The following is an 11628-nucleotide window of genomic DNA, read 5'->3' as shown; positions in this document are numbered from 1 at the left end:
TTCATTTACTTCCCCCAGTTACATATCTCAGGTAATAAACTAGCAACTGTTCAGAGGAGGCACCAACGATGGGGTCACCGAAAGATCAGCGCACCCCCAGTCTGGCGGTCATCGGCGCCGGTGTACGCGGACTTGGCTATGCGCGCCGGGCCGCCGCCCAGGGTGCCCGCATCGTCGCGGTTGCCGAACCGCGCAGCAACGCGCGGGCGGACTTCGCGGCGGAGTTCCGCATAGCCCCCGAGCAGGTCTTCGCGGACGCGGCCGACCTGCTCGCCGCCGACCGGGTGGCGGACGCCGTCGTCATCTCCTCCCCGGACGCCTGCCACGCCGAGCAGGCGCTGCTCGCGGCGCGGCACGGCTACGCCATGCTGCTGGAGAAGCCGATGGCCGTGAGCGAGGAGGACTGTACGCGGATCGTGGAGGCGGTGGAGCAAGCCGGGGTGGTCTTCGCCGTCGGACACGTCCTGCGCTACACCCCGTACACCCGGGTGCTCAAGGAACTGGTGGACTCGGGCCGCATCGGCACGGTCGTCAGCATCGAGCATCTGGAGCCGGTCGGCTGGTGGCACCAGGCCCACTCCTACGTCCGGGGCAACTGGCGCCGCGCGGACGAGTCCGGCCCGATGCTGCTCACCAAGTCCTGCCACGACCTCGACTGGCTGATGTACATCATGGACGAGATCCCCTCCCGGGTCTCCTCCTTCGGTTCCCTCAGCCACTTCACCCCTGCCAACAAGCCCTCGGCGGCCACGGACACCTGCGTCACCTGCCCGGTGGAGCGCTCTTGCGCCTTCTCCGCGAAGCGGACCTACCTCGCATGCCTGGGCGACCCGGTGCGGGAGTACTGGCCGCTGTCGATGGTGACCCGGGACTTCACCGAGGCCGGGGTACTCACCGCGCTCGAGGACAGCCCCTACGGCCGCTGCGTCTACTCCTGCGACAATGACGTCGTCGACCACCAGGTCGTCGCCCTCGAATTTCCCAGCGGGGCGACCGCCGCGTTCACGATGACCGCGTTCACCCAACTCGTCCACCGCAGGACGCGAATCTTCGGCACGCGTGGCTGCCTGGAAGGCGACGGCGACACCGTGCTCCTGCACGACTTCGTCACCGACCGGACCGAGGAGCACCGCACCTCCGACCTCCACATCGGCGCGTCCGCCGCCGACGGACACGGCGGCGGTGACGACGCGCTGGTGGAGGCGTTCCTGGCGGCTGTGGCAAGCGGCGACAGCAGCCCCCTGATCTCCGACGCCCGGACCAGCCTGGCCGGGCACCGCGTGGTCTGGGCCGCCGAGCGCGCCCGGCACTCGGGGACGGTCGTCTCCCTGGCCGCTTCGACGAGCGCCCCCGGCCCGCTGCCCGCCTGACCTGGTTCCCCCACCGCCGCACCACACCTCCGGGGATTGCCGGTGCTTTCCCCACGCCCCCACAGAGGAACACGATGTCTTCCGTAACCGGCACCCCTGCCCGGGTGACCCGCAGACAGCTGCTGATCCGCTCGGCCGTCACAGCCGCGATGGCCGCCCCGGCCGCAGGCCTGCTCAGCGCCTGCGCGGGCGGCAGCAGCACGCAGGCGTCGGCGCCCCAGGGGAAGAAGAGCGCCGACAACCCGTTCGGGATCGGCGCAAGCGCCCCGCTGGACGTCTACTACTTCAAGGGCGGCCTCGGCGAGAACTTCGCCAAGGCGTTCGACGCGCTCTACAGCAAGAAGTTCCCGGACGCCACGATCTCGTACAGCAGCGGCACGGACGTCACCGGAGACCTCCAGCCCCGCTTCAACGCCGGCTCGCCGCCGGACTTCATCTTCGACGACGGCGACAAGAAGCTGAAGCTGGACGTCCTCCACAGCAACGGCGAGCTCACCAACCTCGACGTCCTGCTGGACGCCCCCTCGATCGACGACCCGTCGAAGAAGGTGCGCGACGTGCTGGTCCCCGGGACCATCGAGGCCGGCCAGATCGGCACCAGCATGTTCTCGCTCAACTACGCGCTGACCGTCTACGGCGTCTGGTACTCCAAGTCCCTGTTCCAGCAGAAGGGCTGGGCCATCCCGCAGACCTGGGACGAGTTCATGAGCCTGTGCGCCACCATCAAGGCCGCGGGCATCGCGCCATGGGCGCACCAGGGCAAGTACCCGTTCTACATGATGGTCCCGCTCATGGACATGGTCGCCAAGGCGGGCGGTGAGTCCATCATGAAGAAGATCGACAACCTCATGCCGAACGCCTGGCACGAGGACGCCGTCGTGCAGTCGGTCGAACGGATCTACTCGCTGGTGGCCAAGGGCTACATGCTGGCGGGCACCGAGGGCCTGACCAACACGGAGGCGCAGACCGCCTGGACCCAGGGCAAGGCGGCCTTCGTCCCCTGCGGGTCCTGGCTGGAGCAGGAGATGCAGGGGATCACCCCGGCCGGCTTCGACATGGCCGTCATGCCGATGCCGAAGGCCACCGGTGACCAGATGCCCGCCACCGCCGTACGCGCCCTCGCGGCCGAGGCGTTCATCGTCCCGGCCAGGGCGGCCAACCAGGCCGGCGGCCTCGAACTGCTGCGGATCATGTGCTCCAAGGCCGGCGGGGCCGCCTTCGCCAAGGACGCCAAGTCATTGCCGGTGGTGCGGGGGGCGATCACCCCGGAGATCGCGGCGACCATGTCGCCGGGCACCAAGTCCAGCAGCGACCTGATCGCGGCGGCGGGCAGCGACGTCATCTCCTGGAAGTACTCGACCTGGTACTCCCAGATGGAGACCGACCTGGAGACCGCGATGGGTGAGCTGATGGGCAACCGGATCAAGCCGGCCGAGTTCGTCAAGCGGGCGCAGGCCGCCGCCGACAAGACAGCCACCGACTCGTCGATCCAGAAGTTCACCCGCGCGTGACGCGCGACGGCGCCGGGCCCCGCGCGGGTGCACCCCCGGCCCCGCGCCCACCTGCCCGAAGCGTCCGACCAGGAGCGCCCTGCCATGCGGCTGAGCAACAACACCCGGAAGAACCTGTTCATCACAGCGTTCCTCATCTGTCCGATAGGCGCCTACGCGGTCTTCGTCCTATGGCCCTACCTGGAGACCTTCGGCTACTCGTTCACGGACTGGTCCGGGGTCGCGCCGCCGAGCAGGTTCGTGGGCCTGCAGAACTACAGCGAGCTCTTCCATGACGACGTGTTCCTCACCGCGCTCTGGCACAACCTCCTGATGCTGCTCGTCCTGCCGGTGGTCACGATCGCGCTGGCACTGTTCTTCGCCTTCATGCTCAACGTCGGCGGCCGGGCAGGGTCCGCCGGCGTCCGCGGCGTGCGCGGTTCGGCCTTCTACCGCATCGTCTTCTTCTTCCCGCAGGTGCTGTCGGTCGCCATCCTGATCATCATGTCCCAGGCGGCGTACCGCTCGGACGCGGCCGGCCTGCTCAACGGCGTCATCATCAAGCTCGGCCTGACCGACGCCGCCCACCCGCTCCCCTGGCTCGCCGATCCGAACGCGGTCCTCTGGTGCATTCTGGCGATCATGGTCTGGCAGTGGGTCGGCTTCTACATGGTGCTGTTCTCCGCCGCGATGCAGTCGATACCCAGGGAGATCTTCGAGGCCGCCCTGCTCGACGGCGCCCGCCGAGGGCAGACCTTCCGCAGGGTGACCGTCCCGCTGCTGTGGGACTCCGTCCAGACCGCCTGGGTGTACCTCTCGATCGCCGCGATGGACGGCTTCGCCCTGGTGGCCAGCCTCACCCAGGGCTCCAGCTACGGCGGCGGACCCGACCACCACAGCGAGGTTCTGGCGACCTACCTGATGCGCAACTTCCTGAGCTTCGGCAAGGCCGGCTACGCCTGCGCGATGGGCGTCGTCATCTTCGCGATCACCCTCCTGCTGTCGTTGATCATGCTCCGCTTCACCCGCCGCGACGGCGTCGAGTACTGACATGAGGACCCACACCATGACCACCAAGACCGAGAGCCTGCCGCAGGCGGGGCTGCTCAGACGGCGTACGGCGGAGCGCCGGCAGAATTTCGGCGAAGAGGGCCGTGTCCTCAACGTCTTCTCCCACGGAATCCTCGCCCTGTGGGCCTTTATGATCATCTTCCCGCTGCTGTGGGTCGTGCTCGGATCATTCAAGACCAACGCCGAGATCGGCTCCAGTGCCTGGGCGTGGCCCATGCAGTGGTCCTTCGACGCCTTCGGCCGGGCCTGGTCCAAGGGGATCGGCGGTTACTTCGCGAACACCCTGGTCGTCCTGGCCATGTCCGTCACCGGCACGATGCTGCTGGGCGCGATGGCTGCCTACGTCCTGGCCCGCTATGAGTTCCGCGGGAACCGGGTCGTCTACTACTGCTTCGTCGCCGGTGCGATGTTCCCGGTCTACCTGGCACTGGTGCCGCTGTTCTTCCAGGTCAACAAGCTGCACATGCTGAACAGCTACACCGGGCTCGCGCTGGTCTACATCGCCTTCTCGCTACCGTTCACCGTCTTCTTCCTGCACGCGTTCTTCAGGACCCTGCCCTCGGCGGTCCACGAAGCCGCGTTCGTCGACGGCTGCTCCCACACCCGGGCGTTCTTCCAGATCATGATGCCGATGGCCAAGCCCGGACTGATCTCGGTCGGCATCTTCAACATCCTCGGCCAGTGGAACCAATACCTGCTGCCCGTCGTACTGATGCAGCGCCAGCGCGGCGACAGCGCGGCACACCAGATGCTCACCCAGGGCCTGGTCAACCTGCTCGCCGAACAGGGCGCCGCCGGCGACTCCCCGGCCCTGTTCGCCGGGATGACCATCGCCATGCTGCCGGTGCTGGCGGTCTACCTGTCCTTCCAGCGCCAGGTCCAGACCGGCCTGACCTCCGGGACGCTCAAGTAGAACGCGGATCATCCCGATCACTGGTGGCGGGCCGTATGCAATGTCATGCCTATACGGTCTTTACCGCACAATTCGGAACCGCGCGCTATCTCTCGCAATCGCAGCCTCCGCCCTCGCGCGCCAGACCTTGCGCGATCTTGACTCTGAAGCTTCTGCAGACCGTCAAGCTGCAGGAGGCGGCCCGGATGCGCTGGTGGGGTGGCGGTGGACCTCTCGCGCGCGACGAAGCGCTTGAGGCATCTGAAGATGTCCTTCGTCCTGAGTCCTTCGAGGGTGCGTCGTGCGACGTAGTCGCGGGTGCGTGGGTCGTGACGCATGCGGACCAGCACGATTGTGTGCAGCGCGCGGTTGTCCTGGCGGGTCCACCACGGTTGAGTCGGTGGCGGTCGGTGCGCCCGGAAGATGCCGGCACGGGTGCGGCGGCCCACAGATGGGCGAAGGAGGCCCCTGAAGCGAGGCTGTCGGGGTTGTCTCCGGCGGTAACCAGCAGCTGCCCGGCGTTCTCGGTCCCGACGCCCGACCAGGGCGTGCCGACCTGACGTCGGCGGGTCCTCGCACGCGTCAGACCCCGCTCTCTCTGTCTGCGTCCCGCGCGCTCAGCAAGTCGAGGATGGCGTCCCGCCAGGTGGTGTAAGGGATCAAGGCGCCGGAATCCGCAAGCCAGGGACGGTGACTCCGTCCGTTCGAGGACTCAACCCATCTCACCAGCAGGCTTTGCGGGCAGGCGCGTCTATGGAGGTCGCCGTGGGCCTCCTACCGGAACGCCTAGCGCTTGATCCCCTACACCACGTCGCGGGACACGACCAAGTCGAGCTGCCGGCGAAGGCGGCCGGCCTCCGCGTCGTCCGACTGCACGACACCCGGCACGGCTGCGACACCCTGCTGGTTGCGCCCGGGGGGGCGCCTCGCGTGGTGACGGAGATCCTTGGACACAGCCAGATCGCGGTCACGATGAACGTCTACGCCCACGTCACGCAGCAGACCCAGCGGGAGGCGATCAGCCACATGGACCGGTTGCTGCGGCGCCGGCCTCCGGTGCCGCCGCCGGGCGTCTCCCGGAAATCTCCCGAATGATGTCACCTGGAGATGCCAAAGGCCCTGGATCGTGATCGGTCCGGGGCCTTTGTACTGGTCAGGTGGGGTGGGCGCAGACGGTTTCGAACCGCCGACCCCTGCTTTGTAAGAATGATCGACACCTTGGCAACCGTTCCCGATCTTTCCCGATGATGGCCGTTCTCGCAGCTCAGAGGCCTTGGCGGCGGAGGAAGGTTCACCCGGCTTGCGTCACCTTTCATGGCGCTTCTCCGTCCTTCCGTTCCCATGACGTTCCCATGGGGACGCCTGCAGGCGTCGTCGGGTGAGAAGTCGGCGGCTCGCTCGATACCAGGGCGCCCGCCACGAACCGGTGAGCACCGCTGATGTTTCGGAGTCGACGAAGGCCCAACCACTGCCCAGGGGTAGAGCCTTCGCGGTCGCGGCCTCGCCACAGGTGATTACCGGAGGCGTCCCGGGCGCCCGGGAAGGCCATCCTGGGTGCCCGCCGCAACGACTCAGCTGTCCGTGTCCTTCGGGTGCCGGGTGGAGGCGTGGACGAGGTAGACGGTACGGCGGGGCTCATCGATGAGGTACCGTACGCGGCCGCCCGCGGTGACCTCGTACTCCCACTGCGGGTACTGGGTGCCGCCCAGGGTGCCCGTGGAAAGCCGGCCGCGCAGCCGATGCTGGCGATCGGGGTCGCTCATGGAGAGCGGGTTGTTGCGTAGTGCCTCGTAGCAGCGCCGGGTGTTGCCGGCCGCTTCCGTGCAGAGGTCTCCCCATCCTTTTGCCGCATCGTTCGTGGCGAACCGGAGTCGCCATTCGCTGCCGATCGGTGGCGGTGGGACGTCGTCTCCGCGCTTGGGGCTCACGGTGCGGGCACCTCGCCGTGGTCCTCGTCCGCGAGCGGGGTGGTCAGCTGAGCCGTCAGTTCAGGGTCCGCGAGGATCCTGGCGGTGGCGCGCCATTCGACGATGACGCGGTGCAAGTTGGAATGCACGTCCAGTTCGACGGCGTCGCGGGTCGCGTTGACGAGGTCGACGACGAACTCGCGTACCTCCTCGGCCGAGAGGTGGCGACTCCACGGGAAGACCTCGGGCAGCGCGAGCAGGACCGCCCGGGCTCCTTCGTCACTGCTGATCAACGCGGCGAACAGCCGCGCGGTGACGTCGGCCGTCTCTTCACGCTGCCGGTCGTGACGCTCGGTGGTGAGATAGAGGTCCTCACCGTCGCGTCGGGTGACGTGGACCCGCTGGGCACGCTCGACGGTGTCGGCGACCCGCTTGGAGTTCTTCGACAGGTCGGAGAACGAAACGGTCAGGGTTGACATACCCAGCACGCTACTTCGGAACGTATTCCGAAGTCAACCGCTGGCTGTCTCCGCGTTCCGGGAAACCAGCTCACCCGCGCTCGCCCCCTCAATTCGGCAAGGCGCCGTGGCACTATCACCACCCATGTCCTTGGCGACTTCCTCCTGCGTGTAGGGGTTGTCTGGGACGGCGCGTACTAGCGTGCCCGCAGAGTCCCGTCGATGTCTGTACGCCATGAGGAGCCACGATGCCCGGCGATACACCCGAGTTGCCCGCGAAGGATCTGCGCACCCTGATACCGGAGTACGCGGACCTTGCCCGGGAAACCATCCTCCTCAACCCCGAGCCCGGCGACCCAGGCGTGCGGGAGAGTTCGCTGGGAGGCAAGCTGCTGTGGCCCGCGGACGAGCCGTGGCCGTACTGCGCACAAGAAGACCACTGGACGTTCGGCTCCGACCCGTCCAACAGGACCGAGATCGTCCCGGGCGCGGTGCCGATGGTGCCGATCCTCCAGCTGTTCGCCCGGGATGTGCCGGGGCTGGAGTTCCCGGAGGGGAAGGACCTGCTACAGCTGGTGTGGTGCGCGCTGATGCATGAGCAGGACCCCAGGCTGCTGGTGATGCCGCAGCTGTACTGGCGCAACGAGGCGGAGGTCGTGGCCGGAGGGCTGCTGTCCGAGCCCCCCGGGGTGAGCGAGGGCGAGTACGACGAGGACAACATGCCGGAACCGTCCACGTTGTCCCCGACGACCGCGGAGGACTATCCGAGATGGCTTGATCTCCCCAAGGACATGGAGGAGACCTGGGAACGCCGCCTCCGGTTGCCGACGGGCCGCGCCGTGCGGCCTCCCGACTCCAACCTCATCGGAACGAAGGTCGGCGGCTGGCCCGCCTGGACGCAGCCTGCCGACTGGCCAGACTGCGAGAGCGGACACCGCATGGAGCACCTTCTGACCATCACCGGCGACATACAGTTGGGCGACTGCGGCGGCGTCTACTTCTTCCATTGCCGCCAGTGCCCCGGCCTCCCCTGGGACTGGCGCTTCGACTGCCACTGACCTGACAGCTGAGGTGGCCGAGACCCACGCCTTGTGAAGATCATGCTCAACGGCAGCGTCGCCGCCATGGACAAAACGAGTGCGGGCAACAGGCACCGCAGCGCCGACTCAGGCGCAGAGCTACGTCGCTCCCGCCAGGAAGGGCCACGAACGGGCACCATCGCGTTCCCATTCGTTCCCATGGGACCCCAAAAAGGGCCTCCGGCAGTTCGCCGAAGGCCCATATTTTTGGCGTTTTGCCTGTTCAGATGGCGTGGGCGCAGTAGGCTTCGAACCTACGACCCCTGCTTTGTAAGTTCGAGCCCAGGCACATGCTGGCTGGAGAATCCGACCACCTCGGGCGACGCCAGGCTCTCCCGCATCCAGTCTGGTCCATCAGCATCCGGCGACGTTGATGTCGGCTAGCCTCGATCTTGCGTGGGGGTTCGTCAGCTTGATGACGAGCCCTTTCGTGCTGTTTCGAGTGGGTGTTTCTGTGCGGGGGCATGGTGTGGGCCCGACTGTCGCGTCGGGTGGACGTCGGGTTCCACGGCTCCGAGGGGGGATTGCTCGTCGGGACTGGTCGTTGTGGGTGGTCAGCCTGGGTTCGGCAGGGACTGGAGCCGATCGACGGCGCTGGTGATCACGTCGGTCCAGGGCCAGTGGCGGGCCAGGCGTAGGTAGGTGCGGCGGCCGGTGGTGACGAGCTGGGCGGCGGCAGAGAACAGCCGCAGTCGCAGGCGCTTGGGCTCCCAGCGGCGGGAGGCGCCGGTCAGGGCGAGCATCGGCATCCAGGCCAGCAGCTCGAGCGCGAGCTGGACGATCTCCAGCCAGATCCGGTTCTGTGCCATCGCGTGCAGGGGAAGGTTGCGCAGGCCGGTGTCGCGGGCGGCGCGGATGCGGTCCTCGGCTCGTGCCCGCTGGCGGTGCCGCAGCTCCAGGGCGGCGATCGGCGCGTCGGGGGTGTTGGTGGCAAAGCAGGTCAGGCGCATGCCGTCGGCGTCGGTGAACCGCAGCTGGGCGCCGGGGTGCGGGCGTTCCTTGCGCACGATCAGCCGCATTCCCTTCGGCCAGCCGCCCAGCACGTCACCGGCCAGCTCGGCCACCCACGCCCCGTCGCGGATCTCGCCGCCAGGTTCGACGGCCGGCGTCCAGGCGGACTCCGGGATCTGGAGGACTGCGGCGTGGATGGCGTCGGTGATGGTCATCCCCACCGAGTACGACAGCCACCGTCCGCGCGCGGTCAGCCAGTCGAGGAAGGCGTGAGTGCCGCCCGCGGAGTCGGTTCGGACCAGGGTCCGCCGACCGCGCCGGAACCTCTTCGGCAGCTGGGCCAGCGCCAAGCGGGTTGCCTGGATGTAGTCGGTGGCGGTGTTGCTGCCCGCTTTGCCTGGCCGCAGCAGGCCGGCGACCGGCTCCCCGCCCCCGGCCGCACCGTGATCGACGAACGCCACGAGCGGATGATGCCCATAGGTCTTCTTCCAGGTCCGGGTGGCGTCCTGCTTGTCGGAGTGGGCCAGCACCAGCACCCCGTCGATGTCCACGATCACCTGCCCGCCGGCGTGCGGGGCATCGGACCCGGCCACCTGCCAGACCTGCTGGCGGGCTTCGGCCCGAGCGGCGCGGATCGCTGCCAGGGCCCGAGGCCCGGCTGCGGCGAGGGCGTCGACCAGGCGCGAGACGGTCGGGTCGGAGGCCACCAGCCCGAACACCTGCGGCTCGGCCCGCAGCATTGCTATATCGGCCAGGCAGTCCCCGCTCAGGGCCGTGGCCAGTGCCAGGTCCAGCAGGATCTTGCCCGGGTCGTGCACCGCCCGCGGCTTGCGCCACGGCGCAAGTGCTGCCGACAGCGACGCGTCCAGGCCGCTCTTGCGGGCGGTCTCCACCAGCAGGACCGCCCCGGCCTGCGAGACCACCGAGCGACCGTTGCCCTCAACGCGGACAGGCGGGTACGACCCGCTACGCTTCTTCACCTGGAGAGTGCAGCTTTCCTGAGGACGACAAGGACCTTCGACAAGCCCTATCGTCCCAGGTCAGAGGCACTCTCCGCCTTTTTGATCAGTCTCTGGACAAGCTCGCTCGTGAAAGCGCGAGGCTAGGCGGCCCCGCATACCCCACTATCCCCCGACCCTTCAGGGTCAGCACTCCCATGACCACGAGAAAGCATCCGGAACCCAACATGATCCACGCCGACATGGCACCCCTCCTGCGCGGAGACTACCGCGCGGGCGGTGGAGCGGCTTTGGGCGGTGTCCTGTCCGGTCTGGGGTCGAGCATGATCAGGGGGCCGATGACGTTCCCATGGGTTGCCGCGGGAACGGCTACAGGCGGCCTCCCGAGCCGAGACAGACGACTTGGTCGAGGACACAACGCTCCAACAAACTCGTGAGCACCGCTGATGTTTTGGGGTCGACGGAACCCTGACGCTCTCAACGTGGGCAGGGCCTCTCAGCCGCTGACGCTGCGGCGCTCGACTTCCCCGCCAGTGCGAGGGTGGTCCGCAGGGAGGACTCGGCGACAACCTGTAGGTGGCGTCTTCCCCGCCAACACGGGGCGTGACCCTCAGCCCGGCCCTCCAACGGAAGACTTGCAGGGGTCCTGCCGCCAGCGCGAGGGGGAATGCGGTGCGGTGCCGACGCGCGATGGCGCTGCTGGGCTCGGCCGGCGGAAGCCGTAGGCCGGTGATCACGAAGCCGGTGTAGGCCGACGAGGGCAGCGCCCGTGATGTGGTCCACCGGTTCATCGACATCGGGATTGCTCGCTTGGAGCCTCGCCGGACGGAAGGCCGCCCGCACCAGCTCAGCCCTGTCGACAAGGGCTTCGCCGTCCAGACGGCTACCACCTGCCCGACCAAGCGCAGCCAGCCCTTCACTCGCGGGACCGTCCCCCTGAACCGCTGAAACGGCCCGCCGGAAGGACCGGCGGGCCGTCACGCAGGATCGGGGCTGGAGCAGCGGCGTCACTTCATCGAGATGACCGGCGATGCGGGCGCGCACCCCTCCTGGGCATCGATCTGTTGTTCGGTCATGATGCCTTTCCATGTCCAGTACTGGCCTGGCTTCAGACGAGCTTGAGAGGCTGCGGCCAGGTCGAGTAGGTCGCCGGTACCGCTTCCGTCCGCCGCTGTATAGCTGAGGTCCAGTTGAGCAGGTAGTTTCACCGGACTTACACGGACGTCATTTCCCGAGAAGTCGCGCGTTGCCCATCCCCCTTTTCTCCATATTTCAAGCATCCCACGACTTCCTGCTGTTCCGTGTGGAACTCGAGCGCGCCAGTATACTTTTGGATCGGCGACGTTCGGATTAGCATCCCGAACAGTTATGACCGCGAGGAGATCTTGCGGACAGAGAGGAACCTTGACCGTCGCCGAGGATCCTGACACTCGAATTCCGAATGCGGAGGG

9 protein-coding genes and 2 pseudogenes are annotated in these 11628 nt (G+C 67.6%); 6 read left to right on the top strand and 5 right to left on the bottom strand.

Annotated elements, in window-relative coordinates; genetic code table 11:
• The first annotated feature begins 68 nt into the window (after window positions 1–68).
• From AB0761_RS26820 to AB0761_RS26805, 4 genes are all read left to right on the top strand, one after another.
• Window positions 69–1370: a Gfo/Idh/MocA family protein gene (locus tag AB0761_RS26820; protein ID WP_377271690.1), complete on the top strand. Its 1302-nt coding sequence runs from the start codon at window positions 69–71 to the stop codon at window positions 1368–1370.
• A 74-nt stretch (window positions 1371–1444) separates the two neighbouring features.
• A complete protein-coding gene (ngcE, locus tag AB0761_RS26815) occupies window positions 1445–2881 on the top strand; it encodes an N-acetylglucosamine/diacetylchitobiose ABC transporter substrate-binding protein (RefSeq protein ID WP_377271689.1) in 1437 nt (478 codons plus the stop codon).
• A gap of 84 nt (window positions 2882–2965) precedes the next feature.
• On the top strand, window positions 2966–3910 hold the full coding sequence (locus AB0761_RS26810; RefSeq protein WP_377271688.1) for a carbohydrate ABC transporter permease: 945 nt from the start codon (window positions 2966–2968) through the stop codon (window positions 3908–3910).
• 16 nt (window positions 3911–3926) lie between these two features.
• Window positions 3927–4844: a carbohydrate ABC transporter permease gene (locus tag AB0761_RS26805; RefSeq protein ID WP_377271687.1), complete on the top strand. Its 918-nt coding sequence runs from the start codon at window positions 3927–3929 to the stop codon at window positions 4842–4844.
• 212 nt (window positions 4845–5056) lie between these two features.
• Here AB0761_RS26805 and AB0761_RS26800 read toward each other — a convergent pair.
• Window positions 5057–5361: pseudogene (locus tag AB0761_RS26800) on the bottom strand (transposase); the annotation flags it as partial.
• A 302-nt stretch (window positions 5362–5663) separates the two neighbouring features.
• On the opposite strand from AB0761_RS26800, the pseudogene AB0761_RS26795 reads away from it, so the two are divergent.
• A pseudogene (locus AB0761_RS26795) lies at window positions 5664–5918 on the top strand (tyrosine-type recombinase/integrase); the annotation flags it as partial.
• Between the two features lie 476 nt (window positions 5919–6394).
• Here the strand turns inward: AB0761_RS26795 and AB0761_RS26790 are convergent.
• Window positions 6395–6751, bottom strand: a complete 357-nt coding sequence (locus AB0761_RS26790; RefSeq protein ID WP_377271686.1) for a hypothetical protein — start codon at window positions 6749–6751, stop codon at window positions 6395–6397.
• The gene (locus tag AB0761_RS26785) at window positions 6748–7209 is read right to left on the bottom strand and encodes a prevent-host-death family protein (protein WP_377271685.1); all 462 of its coding nucleotides are present in this window, start codon (window positions 7207–7209) and stop codon (window positions 6748–6750) included. Before AB0761_RS26785 ends, AB0761_RS26790 begins: the two co-directional genes overlap by 4 nt.
• 227 nt (window positions 7210–7436) lie before the next feature.
• Here AB0761_RS26785 and AB0761_RS26780 point away from each other — a divergent pair, with 227 nt between their 5' ends.
• Window positions 7437–8246 carry a DUF1963 domain-containing protein gene (locus AB0761_RS26780; protein WP_377271684.1) on the top strand — a complete coding sequence of 270 codons (810 nt, stop codon included), beginning with the start codon at window positions 7437–7439 and terminating at the stop codon, window positions 8244–8246.
• Between the two features lie 575 nt (window positions 8247–8821).
• Here the strand turns inward: AB0761_RS26780 and AB0761_RS26775 are convergent.
• Window positions 8822–10198, bottom strand: a complete 1377-nt coding sequence (locus tag AB0761_RS26775) for an IS1380 family transposase (RefSeq protein WP_377271683.1) — start codon at window positions 10196–10198, stop codon at window positions 8822–8824.
• 986 nt (window positions 10199–11184) lie between these two features.
• Window positions 11185–11457 carry a hypothetical protein gene (locus tag AB0761_RS26770; protein ID WP_377271682.1) on the bottom strand — a complete coding sequence of 91 codons (273 nt, stop codon included), beginning with the start codon at window positions 11455–11457 and terminating at the stop codon, window positions 11185–11187.
• Window positions 11458–11628 lie beyond the last annotated feature (171 nt).

Origin of the sequence: Peterkaempfera podocarpi, from assembly GCF_042466665.1 — a bacterium.
In the GTDB taxonomy this organism is placed as follows: domain Bacteria; phylum Actinomycetota; class Actinomycetes; order Streptomycetales; family Streptomycetaceae; genus Peterkaempfera; species Peterkaempfera podocarpi.
This window is presented reverse-complemented; position numbering and strand designations above follow the sequence as displayed.

Coding starts and splice junctions, on each gene's coding strand:
- AB0761_RS26820 (WP_377271690.1), top strand. CDS start 69: ATGGGGTCACCGAAAGATCAGCGCACCCCCAGTCTGGCGGTCATCGGC.
- ngcE (WP_377271689.1), top strand. CDS start 1,445: ATGTCTTCCGTAACCGGCACCCCTGCCCGGGTGACCCGCAGACAGCTG.
- AB0761_RS26810 (WP_377271688.1), top strand. CDS start 2,966: ATGCGGCTGAGCAACAACACCCGGAAGAACCTGTTCATCACAGCGTTC.
- AB0761_RS26805 (WP_377271687.1), top strand. CDS start 3,927: ATGACCACCAAGACCGAGAGCCTGCCGCAGGCGGGGCTGCTCAGACGG.
- AB0761_RS26785 (WP_377271685.1), bottom strand. CDS start 7,209: ATGTCAACCCTGACCGTTTCGTTCTCCGACCTGTCGAAGAACTCCAAG.
- AB0761_RS26780 (WP_377271684.1), top strand. CDS start 7,437: ATGCCCGGCGATACACCCGAGTTGCCCGCGAAGGATCTGCGCACCCTG.
- AB0761_RS26770 (WP_377271682.1), bottom strand. CDS start 11,457: ATGCTTGAAATATGGAGAAAAGGGGGATGGGCAACGCGCGACTTCTCG.